The 17,209-nt window shown below is 62.5% G+C and carries 3 protein-coding genes; 2 read left to right on the plus strand and 1 reads right to left on the minus strand.

Translation table 11 applies throughout. The features are described from left to right. Window positions 1-339 precede the first annotated feature (339 nt). Entirely contained in the window at window positions 340-8,217 is a 7,878-nt protein-coding gene (locus GH657_RS07115) for an ESPR-type extended signal peptide-containing protein (protein ID WP_153100061.1), read from the plus strand. Between the two features lie 303 nt (window positions 8,218-8,520). Here GH657_RS07115 and GH657_RS07120 read toward each other — a convergent pair whose 3' ends face one another. After that, window positions 8,521-8,811: a hypothetical protein gene (locus GH657_RS07120; protein ID WP_153100062.1), complete on the minus strand. Its 291-nt coding sequence runs from the start codon at window positions 8,809-8,811 to the stop codon at window positions 8,521-8,523. Between GH657_RS07120 and GH657_RS07125 the strand changes: the two genes are divergently transcribed. Next, window positions 8,810-16,726 carry an ESPR-type extended signal peptide-containing protein gene (locus tag GH657_RS07125; RefSeq protein ID WP_153100063.1) on the plus strand — a complete coding sequence of 2,639 codons (7,917 nt, stop codon included), beginning with the start codon at window positions 8,810-8,812 and terminating at the stop codon, window positions 16,724-16,726. The two genes, GH657_RS07120 and GH657_RS07125, sit on opposite strands and share 2 nt — an antisense overlap. The last annotated feature ends 483 nt before the right edge of the window (window positions 16,727-17,209 follow it).

Genomic DNA, 17,209 nt, shown 5'->3' on the forward strand with positions numbered 1-17,209 from the left:
TCTTCGCTGCACTATCTCCCCGAAAAATCGGGATAAGAAAAATCTTAAAAATATCGTGATTTCGATTGGCCCAGACTGTTGTCAGGCGGCAAGGGTGGCGGGCTATTTTGTTGCGCAATCTCAAATTTTTTAGCAGAAATTTCTGGAAGACAGCGTTTTGGGGCGATAAATCTTCTGTGATTTGAGGCTAAGTGCTTGCGCTTAATGTATTTTTATTTATGTAAAAAAATGTCAAAGAATGATTGATGAGATCTTTTATTGGGAATGGTCCTATTCATTCTTATTCCATAAAGCATGATATTCGAGGCCTTGAATAATGATTCTTTTCCGGGATAAGTCATGAACAAGGTCTATCGCATCATCTGGAACGCCTCGGCAAACTGCTGGACAGTTGCGTCGGAACTGGCGCGCGGGCGAAGCAAAAGCCGTTCGTGCAAAAAAACGGACAAAACTGGCCGCACTGTATGGAATGGGGCGACAGGAACGTGGGTCACCGTTCCCGGGCAGGCCCGGACAAGATTGAAGCCGCCCACGGCCAATACCATGGTGACTTCGCTGGCGATGGTGCTGGGCCTGACAGGAGCGGGTGCGGCTGGGGCGGCTACCGTAGAGTTATCGCCTGATAGCTGTGCTGGGTATGGGGGTGTTTTTACGGTAGGTGGACCCGCTACGACACCTACAGCAGTAGCGAGTGCATCCAAGGAAGGTATTGCCATTGGTGTGGGTGCTAAAGCTAATGTGGCATGCAGTTCCACCTCGGGTATTCAGAATGGCGCGTCGTCGATTGCGATAGGCACCGGCGCACAGGCGCTATCGGGTGGACTGGCATTGGGATACCAGGCATATTCGACCGGCATGGACTCGCTGGCATTCGGCGTCAACTCCGTCGCTAAAGGCAGTAGCAGCGTGGCGCTGGGCTCGGGGTCTTCGGATGGCGGGCGTGACAATGTCGTTTCGGTGGGTCTCGGCAACGAGACCCTGCAGAAACCGCCGGGTTCTGCAGGAGGCGTCCCCACCGCCAACCTGGCGCCGAAGGCGCGCCAGATCATCAATATGGCAGCCGGTACGCAGGATACCGACGCGGTCAACGTTAGCCAGCTCAAGGGCGTTACCACGGCGCTGGGCGGCGGTGCAACGGTTGCCGCGGATGGCACGGTCACCGCGCCGTCCTACGTCGTGCAGGGTTCCACGTTCGGCAACGTCGGCGCGGCCCTCACCAGCCTGAATACGGCGACGACGAAAAACACCGGCGACATCACGACGCTGAACACAACGGTCAATACGATCAACAACGGCGGCAGCCGCTATTTCAAGACGGCGGGTCTGAACGACGGCACCGATGACGCGAAGGCGAGCGGCAAGAACGCGGTGGCGCTGGGCGCGAACTCGGTGGCGGAGCGAGACAACAGCGTTTCGGTGGGGCGAGCGGAAATCAAGGATGGCACCGGCACGGTGACGCAATCCGGGATCACGCGTCAGATCACGAATGTGGCCGATGGCACGCAGGCGAAGGATGCGGTGAACCGTGGCCAGCTTGATACGGTGAATACGGCGGCGGCGAAAGCGCAAACGGCAGCGGATACCGCGCAGTCGGGTCTGAACACGCTAGATGGGCTTGCCGCGAAATACGACAGCACGTCGAAGGACAAGCTGACGCTGGGCGGAGCCGGTACCAGCGGCACGGTGACGCTGGGTAACGTCAAGGATGGCGTAGCGGCGACAGACGCGGTGAACCGTGGCCAGCTCGACGCGGTGAACGTGGCGCTGAACACGGCGGTGACGAAAGCGCAGGCCGCGGCGGATACCGCGCAGTCGGGCCTGAACACGCTGGACGGGCTTGCCGCGAAATACGACAGCACGTCGAAGGACAAGCTCACGCTAGGCGGTGCAGGTACCACCGGCACGGTGACGCTGGGCAACGTCAGGGATGGCGTAGCGGCGACAGACGCGGTGAACCGTGGCCAGCTCGATGCGGTGAATACGGCGGCGGCCAAAGCGCAAACGGCAGCGGATACCGCGCAGTCGGGTCTGAACACGCTGGACGGTCTGGCGGTGAAGTACGACAGCACGTCGAAAGACCAGGTGACGCTGGGCGGCACAGGTACCACCGGCACGGTGACGCTGGGCAACGTCAAGGCGGGCCTCACCAGCAACGATGCAGTGAACGTATCGCAACTGAAGCCGATGGTCGATGCCCTGGGCGGCGGCGCGACGATGGATGCCAAGACGGGCGCGGTGAGCGGCCCGTCGTATGCGATCCAGGGAAGTACGTACACGACGGTAGGCAGCGCTTTGGGCAAGCTGGACACGGCTACAACCAAAAACACCGGCGACATCACGACACTGAATTCAGCCGTGGACTCGATCAAGGGCGGGGTGTCGAAATACGCGGTGTTCAACTCGGCGGGGACGATGGCAAGCGCCAGTGGAGCCGATGCGGTAGCGCTGGGCATGGGCACGCTGGCGAGCGGCAAGAATGCGGTGGCGCTGGGTGCGAACTCGGTGGCGGAGCGTGACGACAGCATCTCGGTGGGGCGAGCGGAAGTGAAAGACGGCGTTACGGGCACGGTGACGCAGACAGAGATCACACGTCAGATCACGAATGTGGCCGACGGCACACAGGCGAAAGACGCGGTGAACCGTGGCCAGCTCGATGGGGTGAACACGGTGCTGACCACGGCGGTGACGAAAGCGCAGACCGCAGCAGATACAGCGCAGTCGGGTCTGAACACGCTGGACGGGCTTGCCGCGAAATATGACAGCACGTCGAAGGACAAGCTGACACTGGGTGGCGTAGGTACCACCGGCACGGTGACGCTGGGCAACGTCAAGGATGGTGTAGCCGCGACAGATGCGGTGAACCGTGGCCAGCTTGATGGGGTGAACACGGCGCAGACCACGGCGGTGACGAAAGCGCAGGCTGCGGCGGATACAGCGCAGTCGGGTCTGAACACGCTGGAAGGTCTGGCGGTGAAATACGACAGCACGTCGAAGGACCAGGTGACGCTGGGCGGCACAGGCACGAGCGGCACGGTGACACTGGGCAATGTCAAGGCAGGCGTTGCTACGACGGATGCAGTGAACGTATCGCAACTGAAGCCGGTGGTCGAAGCGCTGGGTGGTGGCGCGACGCTGGATGCGAAGACGGGCGCGGTGAGCGGCCCGTCGTATGCGATCCAGGGCGGCACGTACACGACGGTAGGCGGCGCGTTGGGCAAGCTGGACACGGCGACGACCAAAAACACCGGCGACATCACGACACTGAATTCAGCAGTGGATTCGATCAAGGGCGGGGTGTCGAAATACGCGGTGTTCAACTCGGCGGGGACGATGGCAAGCGCAAGTGGAGCCGATGCGGTGGCGCTGGGCATGGGCACGCTGGCGAGCGGCAAGAATGCGGTGGCGCTGGGCGCGAACTCGGTGGCGGAGCGTGATAACAGCGTTTCGGTGGGGCGAGCGGAAGTGAAGGACGGCGCCGGTGCGGTGACGCAGACGGAGATCACGCGTCAGATCACGAATGTAGCCGATGGCACGCAGGCGAAAGACGCGGTGAACCGTGGCCAGCTCGATGGGGTGAACACGGCGCTGACTACGGCGGTGACGAAAGCGCAGGCAGCGGCGGATACCGCGCAGTCAGGTTTGAACACGCTGGAAGGTCTGGCGGTGAAGTACGACAGCACGTCGAAGGACCAGGTGACGCTGGGCGGCGCAGGTAGCACCGGTACGGTGACGCTGGGCAACGTCAAGGCAGGTGTTGCCAGCAACGATGCAGTGAACGTGTCGCAACTGAAGCCGGTGGTCGATGCCCTGGGCGGTGGCGCCACGCTGGATGCGAAGACGGGCGCGGTGAGCGGCCCGTCGTATGCGATCCAGGGGAGTACGTACACCACGGTGGGCAGCGCGCTGGACAAGCTGGACACGGCGACAACCAAAAACAGCGGCGATATCACGACACTGAATTCAACCGTGAACTCGATTACGGGTGGGGTTTCGAAATACGCGGCGTTCAACTCGACGGGAACGATGGCAAGCGCCAGCGGCGCCGATGCGGTAGCGCTGGGCATGGGCACGCTGGCGAGCGGCAAGAATGCAGTGGCGCTGGGCGCGAACTCGGTGGCGGAGCGTGACAACAGCATCTCGGTGGGGCGAGCGGAGGTGAAGGATGGCGTCACGGGCAATGTGACGCAGACGGAGATCACGCGTCAGATCACGAATGTAGCCGATGGCACGCAGGCGAAAGATGCGGTGAACAAGGGTCAGCTCGATACGGTGAATACGGCGGCGGCGACAGCCCAAACGGCTGCCGACAAGGCCCAGGCCGGACTGAACACGCTCGATGGCCTGGCCGTGAAATACGACAGCACGTCGAAAGACAGGGTGACGCTGGGTGGAGCCGGCACGAGCGGCACGGTGACACTGGGCAACGTCAAGGCGGGCCTCGCCAGCAATGACGCAGTGAACGTATCGCAACTGAAGCCGGTGGTTGAAGCGCTGGGCGGCGGTGCGACGATGGATGCGAAGACCGGCGCAGTGAGCGGTCCGTCATACGCCATCCAGGGCAGCACCTTCACCACGGTAGGCGGCGCGCTGGGCAAGCTGGATACGGCGACAACCAAAAACACCGGCGACATCACGACACTGAATTCAACGGTGAACTCGATTACGGGTGGGGTTTCGAAATACGCGGCGTTCAATTCGACAGGGGCGCTGGCAAGCGCTAGTGGAGCCGATGCGGTAGCGCTGGGCATGGGCACGCTGGCGAGCGGCAAGAATGCGGTGGCGTTGGGCGCGAACTCGGTGGCCGAGCGTGACAACAGCCTCTCGGTGGGGCGAGCGGAAATCAAGGACGGCGTCACGGGCAAGGTGACGCAGACGGAGATCACGCGTCAGATCACGAATGTGGCCGACGGCACGCAGGCGAAAGACGCGGTGAACCGTGGCCAGCTCGACGGGGTGAGCACGACGCTGACCACGGCGGTGACGAAAGCGCAGGCCGCAGCAGATACCGCGCAGTCGGGTCTGAATACGCTGGAAGGTCTGGCGGTGAAATACGACAGCACGTCGAAGGACCAGGTAACGCTGGGCGGCGCAGGTACCACCGGTACGGTGACGCTGGGCAACGTCAAGGCAGGTGTTGCCACAACGGATGCAGTGAACGTATCGCAACTGAAGCCGATGGTCGATGCCCTGGGCGGCGGCGCGACGCTGGATGCGAAGACGGGCGCGGTGAGTGGCCCGTCGTATGCGATCCAGGGCAGCACCTTCACCACGGTGGGCAGCGCACTCGGCAAACTCGACACGGCGACGACGAAAAACACCGGCGACATCACCACGATCAACGGCACGCTGAACAACCTCACTAGCGGCACAGCAGGCCTGGTGAAGCAGGACGCGACGACCAAGGCGATCACGGTGGCCAGCGACAAGGCAGGTACGACGGTGAATATCGCGGGCACGGCAGGCGAGCGCCAGTTGAAGGGTGTGGCCGCAGGCACGGCGGATACGGATGCGGTGAATCTGAAGCAGCTCAAGGGCATGGGTTTGAGCACCGACACCTCGGGCAATGTCACGAACGCCTTCGTGGCCTACGACAGCACGTCGAAAGACCGGGTGACGCTGGGCGGCGCAGGTACCACGGGCACGGTGACGCTGGGCAACGTCAAGGATGGCGTCGCGGCGACAGACGCGGTGAACCGTGGCCAGCTCGACGTAGTGAGCGCGGTGGCGGCGAAAAACGCAAGTGACATCACGACACTGAACACAACGGTCAATACGGTCAACAACGGCGGCAGCCGCTACTTCAGGACGGCAGGTCTGAACGACGGCACCGATGACGCGAAGGCGAGCGGCAAGAACAGCATCGCAGTAGGCGCGAACTCGGTGGCTGACCGGGACAACAGCCTCTCGGTGGGGCGCGCGGAAATCAAGGACGGCGTCACGGGCAAGGTGACGCAGACAGAGATCACGCGTCAGATCACGAATGTAGCCGACGGCACGCAGGCGAAAGACGCGGTGAACCGTGGCCAGCTCGATGGAGTGAACACGGCGCTGACCACGGCGGTGACGAAAGCGCAGGCGGCGGCGGATACCGCGCAGTCGGGTCTGAACACGCTGGACGGGCTTGCCGCGAAATACGACAGCACGTCGAAAGACCGGGTGACGCTGGGCGGCGCAGGTACCACCGGCACGGTGACACTGGGCAACGTCAAGGCAGGCCTCACCAGCAATGACGCAGTGAACGTATCGCAACTCAAGCCGATGGTTGAAGCCCTGGGCGGCGGTGCAACGCTGGACGCGAAGACGGGTGCGGTGAGCGGCCCGTCGTATGCGATCCAGGGCGGCACGTACACGACGGTAGGCGGTGCTTTGGGCAAGCTGGACACGGCGACGACGAAAAACACCGGCGACATCACCACGATCAACAGCACGCTGAGCAACATCACCAGCGGCACAGCAGGCCTGGTGCAGCAGGATGCGACGACCAGGGCGATCACGGTGGCCAGCGGCACGGCAGGCACGACTGTGAATATCGCGGGCACGGCAGGCGAGCGCCAGTTGAAGGGTGTGGCCGCAGGTACGGCGGATACGGATGCGGTGAATCTGAAACAGCTCAAGGGCATGGGTGTGACCACCGATACGGCAGGCAATGTCACGAACACCTTCGTGGCCTACGACAGCACGTCGAAAGACCGGGTGACGCTGGGCGGAGCCGGCACAAGTGGCACGGTGACGCTGGGCAATGTCAAGGCGGGCCTCACTAGCAACGATGCGGTGAACGTATCGCAACTGAAGCCGGTGGTCGAAGCGCTGGGCGGCGGTGCGGCGCTGGACGCGAAGACGGGTGCCGTCACGGGCCCGTCGTACAAGATCCAGGGCAACACCTACACCACGGTAGGCAGCGCGTTGGGCAAACTGGACACGGCGACGACGAAAAATACTGGCGACATCACGAGCCTGTCGACGACGGTGAACAACCTCAACACGGGCACGACGGGCCTGGTGCAGCAGGACGCGGCGAGTCTCGACCTGACGGTAGCCAAAGCGAGCGGCGGCAACAAGGTCGATTTCACGGGCACGGCGGGCATGCGGGTGCTGACCGGGGTGAAAGCAGGCGAGCTGTCGGCGGCCAGCCACGACGCGGTGAATGGCGCGCAACTGTACGCGACGAATACCAGCGTGACGAAGAACAGCGGCGACATCACGACGCTGAACACGACGGTGACGCAGATTTCGAACGACATCAGGAACAGCGGACTGGGCCTCGTGGTCCAGGACGGCCAGACGGGCAACATCATGGTGGCCCGCAACCTGGGCGGCGGCATGGTGAACATCGGCGGCAGTGGCGGCCCACGAGTGCTGACCGGCGTGGCCAATGGTGTGAACGATCGGGATGCGGCTACGGTTGAGCAGCTCAAGTCGCTGAAGCAGGGCGGTGGTCCGTCCAGCAAGACCTTGGGCGCGGTGGTCTACGACGACCTGAGTCTTGGGCATGCCACGCTGGGCGGCACAAGCGGCACGAAACTGGACAACGTGGCGAACGGCCGGGTGGCCGAAGGCAGCCGGGAAGCGGTCAATGGTGGGCAGTTCTACGCGATGCAGCAGTCGTTCGAGGCGCAATACAACGCGCTCAGCGGCAAGGTCGGCGAGATCCAGAACAAGCCGGGTAAAGGTGGTACGGGCTCGAACCTGGTGAGAGCCGGCACGGGCACCAACAGCATCGTGCTGAGCCCGGTCGATAGCGGTGCCTCGGCTTCAGGCGATCATGCCTTGGCGCTGGGTGCGGGCGCACAGGCCAGTGGAGCGAATTCCGTCGCGCTGGGCCAGGGCTCCGTCGCCGATGAGGCGAATGTCGTGTCGATGGGCTCGGAGGGCCATGAGCGGCGTCTGACTAACGTTGCGCCAGGCAGCCGTAGCACGGATGCGGTCAATGTGGGCCAGATGCAGCAGGGGTTGAATGGCCTGCGCGGCGACATGAACCAGGTGGCGCGTCACGCCTATGCCGGGGTGGCTGCCGCAATGGCGATGCCGGGTTTGTCACCGTCTGGCCCGGGCAAGACATCGGTGGGCAGTGGTGTGGCGAATTACCGGGGCGGCAATGCGCTCGGCATTGGCCTTGCGTACCGGACGTTAAACGACAAATGGCGCGTGCAGGGCGCGGTAGCGCTGACCTCGACCGGGTCAACCGCATCGCGGGCGCAAGTCGATTACGAGTTCTGAGCCTTCCGTTGGCGCATGGTCCTCCAGGGTTGGACGGAGGGCCCGCCTTGGAGGAGCGTTCCTGAACCACTCGCGCTGATTGGTGAGGCTATCGAACACGATGAAACCCACGGCATGGCCATGATGCCCAGAGCTGACCTGATCTGTTGCGCCGGGGGGATGGGCGAGTCTGATGAAATGCCGGGCTTGAAGCTGGGCGATGTTTTCATGCGGCGGCATGGCCGGTGATTTTCGTTGGAATAGACCTGTTTAATTTTTGGTTGCAATCCCCTCCTTAAAATAGAGATAAGAAAAATCTTAAAATTATTGTGATTTCGATTGGCCCAGACTGTTGCCATGAGGCAAGGGTGTCGGGCTATTTTGTTGCGCAATCTCAAATTTTTTAGCAGAAATTTCTGGAAGGTAGCGTTTCGGGGCGATAAATCTTCGGTGATTTGAAGGTAAGTGCTTGTGTTTAATATATTTTTCGTTATGTAAATAAATATCAAAGAATGATTGATGAGGTCTTTCATTGGGAATAGTCCTATTCATTCTTATTCCATAAAGCATGATATTCAAGGCATTGAATAAAGACTCTTTTCCGGGATAAGGCATGAACAAGGTCTATCGCATCATCTGGAACGCCTCGGCAAACTGCTGGACAGTTGCGTCGGAACTGGCGCGCGGGCGAAGCAAAGGCCGTTCGTGCAAAAAAACGGATAAAACTGGCCGCACTGTATGGAATGGGGTGACAGGAACGTGGGTCACCGTTCCCGGGCAGGCGCAGACAAGATTGAAGCCGCCCACGGCCAATACCATGGTGACTTCGCTGGCGATGGTGCTGGGCCTGACAGGAGCGGGTACGGCGGGGGCATCTACCCTGGAGTTATCTAATGAGGCTTGTCCTGGGGGATCGGGAGGCATTTTTACGGTGGGTGGAACAGCGAGTGCCTTCAATGAAGGTATTGCAATTGGTAGTGGTGCCAAAGCTCGCTTGTCATGCACTTCTGCTGCTACCGGCGCCTCAAGTATTCAATGGGGCTGGTCGTCGATTGCGATAGGTTCGAATGCACAGGCGCTATCGGGTGGACTGGCATTGGGATACCAGGCGTATGCGAGCGGTGCGGACTCGCTGGCATTCGGCGTCAACACCATCGCTAAAGGCAGCCGCAGCGTGGCGCTGGGCTCGGGGTCTTCGGATGGCGGGCGTGACAATGTCGTTTCGGTGGGTCTCGGCAACGAGATCCTGCAGAAACCGCCGGGTGCTAGTGGAAGCGTCCCCAACGCCAACCTGGCGCCGAAGGCGCGCCAGATCATCAATATGGCAGCCGGTACGCAGGATACCGACGCGGTCAACGTCAGCCAGCTCAAGGGCGTTACCACGGCGCTGGGCGGCGGCGCAACGGTTGCCGCGGATGGCACGGTCACCGCGCCGTCCTACGTCGTGCAGGGTTCCACGTTCGGCAACGTCGGCGCGGCCCTCGCCAGCCTGAATACGGCGACGACGAAAAACACCGGCGACATCACGACGCTGAACACCGGCACAACGGTCAATACGATCAACAACGGCGGCAGCCGCTATTTCAAGACGGCGGGTCTGAACGACGGCACCGATGACGCGAAGGCGAGCGGCAAGAATGCGGTGGCGCTGGGCGCGAACTCGGTGGCGGAGCGTGACAACAGCGTTTCGGTGGGGCGAGCGGAAATCAAGGATGGCACCGGCGCGGTGACGCAATCCGGGATCACGCGTCAGATCACGAATGTGGCCGATGGCACGCAGGCGAAGGATGCGGTGAACCGGGGCCAGCTCGATGGGGTGAATACGGCGGCGGCGAAAGCGCAGACAGCGGCGGACAAGACGCAGTCGGGTCTGAACACGCTGGACGGGCTTGCAGCGAAATACGACAGCACGTTGAAAGACAAGCTGACGCTGGGCGGAGCCGGTACGAGCGGCACGGTGACGCTGGGTAACGTCAAGGATGGCGTAGCGGCGACAGACGCGGTGAACCGTGGCCAGCTCGACGCGGTGAACGTGGCGCTGAACACGGCGGTGACGAAAGCGCAGGCCGCGGCGGACAAGGCGCAGTCGGGTCTGAACACGCTGGATGGGCTTGCCGCGAAATACGACAGCACGTCGAAAGACAGGATGACGCTGGGCGGTGCAGGTACCACCGGCACGGTGACGCTGGGCAACGTCAGGGATGGCGTCGCGGCGACAGACGCGGTGAACCGTGGCCAGCTCGATGGGGTGAGTACGGCGGCAGCGAAAGCGCAAACGGCAGCGGATACCGCGCAGTCGGGTCTGAACACGCTGGACGGTCTGGCGGTGAAATACGACAGCACGTCGAAAGACAGGGTGACGCTGGGCGGCGCAGGTACCACCGGCACGGTGACGCTGGGCAACGTCAAGGCGGGCCTCACCAGCAATGACGCAGTGAACGTATCGCAACTGAAGCCGGTGGTCGAGGCATTGGGCGGTGGCGCGACGCTGGATGCGAAGACGGGCGCAGTGAGCGGCCCGTCGTATGCGATCCAGGAGGGTACGTACACGACGGTAGGTGGCGCATTGGGCAAGCTGGACACGGCGACGACCAAAAACACCGGCGACATCACGACACTGAATTCAGCTGTGGACTCGATCAAGGGCGGGGTGTCGAAATACGCGGTGTTCAACTCGGCGGGGACGATGGCAAGCGCCAGTGGAGCCGATGCGGTAGCGCTGGGCATGGGCACGCTGGCGAGCGGCAAGAATGCGGTGGCGCTGGGTGCGAACTCGGTGGCGGAGCGTGACGACAGCATCTCGGTGGGGCGAGCGGAAGTGAAAGACGGCGTTACGGGCACGGTGACGCAGACAGAGATCACACGTCAGATCACGAATGTGGCCGACGGCACACAGGCGAAAGACGCGGTGAACCGTGGCCAGCTCGATGGGGTGAACACGGCGCTGACTACGGCGGTGACGAAAGCGCAGGCGGCGGCGGATACCGCGCAGTCGGGTCTGAACACGCTGGACGGGCTTGCCGCGAAATACGACAGCACCTCGAAGGACAGGCTGACGCTGGGTGGCGCAGGTACCACGGGCACGGTGACGCTGGGCAACGTCAAGGATGGTGTAGCGGCGACAGATGCGGTGAACCGTGGCCAGCTCGATGGGGTGAACACGGCGCAGACCACGGCGGTGACGAAAGCGCAGGCGGCAGCGGATACCGTGCAGTCGGGCCTGAACACGCTGGATGGGCTTGCGGTGAAGTACGACAGCACGTCGAAGGACCAGGTAACGCTGGGCGGCACAGGTACTACCGGTACGGTGACGCTGGGTAACGTCAAGGCAGGCCTCGCCAGCAACGATGCGGTGAACGTATCGCAACTGAAGCCGGTGGTTGAAGCGCTGGGCGGCGGTGCCACGCTGGATGCGAAGACGGGCGCGGTGAGCGGTCCGTCGTATGCGATCCAGGGGAGTACGTACACCACGGTAGGCAGCGCGCTGGGCAAGCTGGACACAGCGACGACCAAAAACACAGGCGACATCACGACACTGAATTCAGCCGTGGACTCGATCAAGGGCGGGGTGTCGAAATACGCGGCGTTCAACTCGACGGACACGCTGGCAAGCGCCAGTGGAGCCGATGCGGTAGCGCTGGGCATGGGCACGCTGGCGAGCGGCAAGAATGCGGTGGCGCTGGGTGCGAACTCGGTGGCGGAGCGCGACAACAGCATTTCGGTGGGGCGAGCGGAAATCAAGGATGGCGTCACGGGCAATGTGACGCAGACGGAGATCACGCGTCAGATCACGAATGTAGCCGATGGCACGCAGGCGAAAGACGCGGTGAACTGGAGCCAGCTCGATGCAGTGACCGTGGCGCAGACCACGGCGGTGACGAAAGCGCAGGCGGCGGCGGATACCGCGCAATCGGGTCTGAACACGCTGGATAGTTTGGCGGTGAAGTACGACAGCACGTCGAAGGACCAGGTGACGCTGGGCGGCACAGGCACGAGCGGCACGGTGACGCTGGGCAATGTCAAGGCGGGCCTCGCCAGCAACGATGCAGTGAACGTGTCGCAACTGAAGCCGGTGGTTGATGCGCTGGGTGGCGGTGCGACGCTGGATGCGAAGACGGGCGCGGTGAGCGGCCCGTCGTATGCGATCCAGGGGAGTACGTACACCACGGTGGGCAGCGCGCTGGACAAGCTGGACACGGCGACAACCAAAAACAGCGGCGATATCACGACACTGAATTCAACCGTGAACTCGATTACGGGTGGGGTTTCGAAATACGCGGCGTTCAACTCGACGGGAACGATGGCAAGCGCCAGCGGCGCCGATGCGGTAGCGCTGGGCATGGGCACGCTGGCGAGCGGCAAGAATGCAGTGGCGCTGGGCGCGAACTCGGTGGCGGAGCGTGACGACAGCGTTTCGGTGGGGCGAGCGGAAGTGAAGGACGGCGCCACGGGCAATGTGACGCAGACGGAGATCACACGTCAGATCACGAATGTGGCCGATGGCACGCAGGCGAAAGATGCGGTGAACAAGGGTCAGCTCGATACGGTGAATACGGCGGCGGCGACAGCCCAAACGGCTGCCGACAAGGCCCAGGCCGGACTGAACACGCTCGATGGCCTGGCCGTGAAATACGACAGCACGTCGAAAGACAGGGTGACGCTGGGTGGAGCCGGCACGAGCGGCACGGTGACACTGGGCAACGTCAAGGCGGGCCTCGCCAGCAATGACGCAGTGAACGTATCGCAACTGAAGCCGGTGGTTGAAGCGCTGGGCGGCGGTGCGACGATGGATGCGAAGACCGGCGCAGTGAGCGGTCCGTCATACGCCATCCAGGGCAGCACCTTCACCACGGTAGGCGGCGCGCTGGGCAAGCTGGATACGGCGACAACCAAAAACACCGGCGACATCACGACACTGAATTCAACGGTGAACTCGATTACGGGTGGGGTTTCGAAATACGCGGCGTTCAATTCGACAGGGGCGCTGGCAAGCGCTAGTGGAGCCGATGCGGTAGCGCTGGGCATGGGCACGCTGGCGAGCGGCAAGAATGCGGTGGCGTTGGGCGCGAACTCGGTGGCCGAGCGTGACAACAGCCTCTCGGTGGGGCGAGCGGAAATCAAGGACGGCGTCACGGGCAAGGTGACGCAGACGGAGATCACGCGTCAGATCACGAATGTGGCCGACGGCACGCAGGCGAAAGACGCGGTGAACCGTGGCCAGCTCGACGGGGTGAGCACGACGCTGACCACGGCGGTGACGAAAGCGCAGGCCGCAGCAGATACCGCGCAGTCGGGTCTGAATACGCTGGAAGGTCTGGCGGTGAAATACGACAGCACGTCGAAGGACCAGGTAACGCTGGGCGGCGCAGGTACCACCGGTACGGTGACGCTGGGCAACGTCAAAGCGGGCCTCGCCAGCAATGACGCAGTGAACGTATCGCAACTGAAGCCGGTGGTTGAGGCGCTGGGCGGCGGTGCGACGATGGATGCGAAGACGGGCGCGGTGAGCGGCCCGTCGTATGCGATCCAGGGCAGCACCTTCACCACGGTGGGCAGCGCACTCGGCAAACTCGACACGGCGACGACGAAAAACACCGGTGACATCACCACGGTCAACAGCACACTGAACAACCTCACCAGCGGCACAGCAGGCCTGGTGCAGCAGGACGCGACGACCAAGGCGATCACGGTGGCCAGCGGCACGGCAGGCACATCGGTGAATATTGCGGGCACGGCAGGCGAGCGCCAGTTGAAGGGTGTGGCCGCAGGCACGGCGGATACGGACGGCGTGAACCTGAAACAGCTCAAGGGCATGGGTGTGACCACCGATACGGCAGGCAATGTCACGAACGCTTTCGTGGCCTACGACAGCACGTCGAAAGACCGGGTGACGCTGGGTGGCACAGGTACCACCGGCACGGTGACGCTGGGCAACGTCAAGGATGGCGTAGCGGCGACAGACGCGGTGAATCGCGGCCAGCTCGATGTAGTGAGCGCGGTGGCGGCGAAAAACGCAAGCGACATCACGACACTGAACACAACGGTCAATACGGTCAACAACGGCGGCAGCCGCTATTTCAGGACGGCAGGTCTGAACGACGGCACCGATGACGCGAAGGCGAGCGGCAAGAACAGCATCGCAGTAGGTGCGAACTCGGTGGCTGACCGGGACAACAGCCTCTCGGTGGGGCGAGCGGAAATCAAGGACGGCGTCACGGGCAAGGTGACGCAGACAGAGATCACGCGTCAGATCACGAATGTAGCCGACGGCACGCAGGCGAAAGACGCGGTGAACCGTGGCCAGCTCGATGGAGTGAACACGGCGCTGACCACGGCAGTGACGAAAGCGCAGACCGCAGCGGATACCGCGCAGTCGGGTCTGAATACGCTGGAAGGCCTGGCGGTGAAGTACGACAGCACGTCGAAAGACCGGGTGACGCTGGGCGGCGCAGGTACCACCGGCACAGTGACACTGGGCAACGTCAAGGCAGGCCTCACCAGCAATGACGCAGTGAACGTATCGCAACTCAAGCCCATGGTTGAAGCGCTGGGCGGCGGTGCGACGATGGATGCCAAGACGGGTGCGGTGAGCGGCCCGTCGTATGCGATCCAGGGCGGCACGTACACCACGGTAGGCGGTGCTTTGGGCAAGCTGGACACGGCGACGACCAAAAACACCGGTGACATCACCACGATCAACAGCACGCTGAGCAACCTCACCAGCGGCACAGCAGGCCTGGTGCAGCAGGACGCGACGACCAAGGCGATCACGGTGGCCAGCGGCACGGCAGGCACGTCGGTGAATATCGCGGGCACGGCAGGCGAGCGCCAGTTGAAGGGTGTGGCCGCAGGCACGGCGGATACGGACGGCGTGAACCTGAAGCAGCTCCAGAGCATAGGGCTGAGCATCGATGCGGCAGGCAATGTCACGAACGCCTTCATGGCCTACGACAGCACGTCGAAAGACAGGGCGACACTGGGCGGCGCGGGCGTGACTAACACGGTAGCACTGGGCAACATCAAGGCGGGCCTTACCGGCAACGACGCGGTGAACGTATCGCAACTGAAGCCGGTGGTTGAAGCGCTGGGCGGTGGCGCGGCGCTGGATGCCAAGACGGGCGCGGTCACGGGCCCGTCGTACACGATCCAGGGCAACACCTACACCACGGTAGGCAGCGCGCTGGGCAAACTGGACACGGCGACGACAAAAAACACCGGCGACATCACGAGCCTGTCGACGACGCTGAACAACCTCAACACGGGCACGACGGGCCTGGTGCAGCAGGACGCGACGAGTCTCGACCTGACGGTCGCCAAAGCGAGCGGCGGCAACAAGGTGGATTTCACGGGCACGGCGGGCATGCGGGTGCTGACCGGGGTGCAAGCAGGCGAGCTGTCGGCGGCCAGCCACGACGCGGTGAATGGCGCGCAACTGTACGCGACGAACACCAACGTGACGAAGAACAGCGGCGACATCACGGCGCTGAACACGACGGTGACGCAGATTGCGAACGACATCAAGAGCCGCGGGCTGGGCCTCGTGATCCAGGACCGCCAGACGGGCGACATCATGGTGGCCCAAAACCTGGGCGGCAGCATGGTGGACATCGGCGGCAGTGGCGGCCCACGGGTGCTGACCGGCGTGGCCAATGGCGTGAACAATCGGGACGTAGCCACGATTGCGCAGCTCAAGGCGGTGGGGTGGGTCGATCCGTCGGGCAAGACGATGGGCGCGGTGGTCTACGACGACTTGAGTCACGGGCAAGCCACGCTGGGCGGCGCAGGTGGCACGAAACTGGACAACGTGGCGAACGGCCGGGTGGCCGAGGGCAGCCGGGAAGCGGTCAATGGCAGTCAGTTTTACGCGCTGCAGCAGTCGTACGAGGCGCAATACAACGCGCTCAGCGGCAAGATCGGCACGTTTGACGGCCCGGTTGACGATACCCAGAACCGGCCAGCATCCGGTGGCACGGGTACAGATACGGGTACGGATACGGACCTGGTGAGAGCCGGCACGGGCAACAACGGCATCGTGCTGAGCCCACCCGATAGCAGTGCCCTGGCTTCAGGCGATCAGGCCTTGGCGCTGGGGGCGGGCGCACAGGCCAGCGGAGCGAATTCGGTCGCGCTGGGCCAGGGCTCGATAGCCGATGAGGCGAATGTCGTGTCGCTGGGCTCGGAGGGCCATGAGCGGCGCCTGGGCAACATCGCGCCGGGCGTCCGAGAGACGGATGTGGTCAATGTGGGTCAGTTGCAGCAGGGGTTGGATGGCCTGCGCGGCGACATGAACCAGATGGCGCGCCACGCCTATGCCGGGGTGGCCGCCGCGATGGCAATGCCGAACCTGTCACCGTCGGGCCCTGGCAAAACATCGGTGGGCGGCGGCATTGCGAATTACCGGGGCGGCAATGCGGTCGGCGTTGGCCTTGCATACCGGACGCTCAACAACAAATGGCGAGTGCAAGGCGCGGTATCGCTGACCTCGACGGGCTCAACCTCGTCGCGGGTACAGGTCGATTACGCGTTCTGAGCCTTCCGTTGGCGCGCGGCCTTCCGGATTATGGATGAAGGGTCTTTACGCGTTTGATTCTTGCCATACCTGGCACATGAACCTTCCCCGGCCAGACGGCGATGAGTTGCTCTGTCGAGGGATGATCTGAAGGTAGCGAAAGGCGTGCAGGCAGCACGTGTTTCAGGCCTGTTTTCAGACTTGTTTGCAGGCCTGCTAAATTCTTCGCTGCACTATCTCCCCGAAAAATCGGGATAAGACAAATCTTAAAAATATCGTGGTTTTGATTGGCCCGGGCTGTTGCCAGACGGCAAGGGTGGCAGGCTATTTTGTTGCGCAATCTCAAATTTTGCAGAATAAATTGCTCTGAGATTGGGCGTTGAGGATATTAATCTTCTATTTCATGAGTGTAAGTTATTGTATTGAAAGTGTTTTCTGCTATGTGAAGAAATGTCAGCGAATGATTGACAAGGCCTTTTATTAAGATTGGTCCTATTCATTCTT

The organism is Paraburkholderia hayleyella, from assembly GCF_009455685.1.
GTDB classification, from domain to species: domain Bacteria; phylum Pseudomonadota; class Gammaproteobacteria; order Burkholderiales; family Burkholderiaceae; genus Paraburkholderia; species Paraburkholderia hayleyella.

Coding starts and splice junctions, on each gene's coding strand:
- GH657_RS07115 (WP_153100061.1), top strand. CDS start 340: ATGAACAAGGTCTATCGCATCATCTGGAACGCCTCGGCAAACTGCTGG.
- GH657_RS07125 (WP_153100063.1), top strand. CDS start 8,810: ATGAACAAGGTCTATCGCATCATCTGGAACGCCTCGGCAAACTGCTGG.
- GH657_RS07120 (WP_153100062.1), bottom strand. CDS start 8,811: ATGCCTTATCCCGGAAAAGAGTCTTTATTCAATGCCTTGAATATCATG.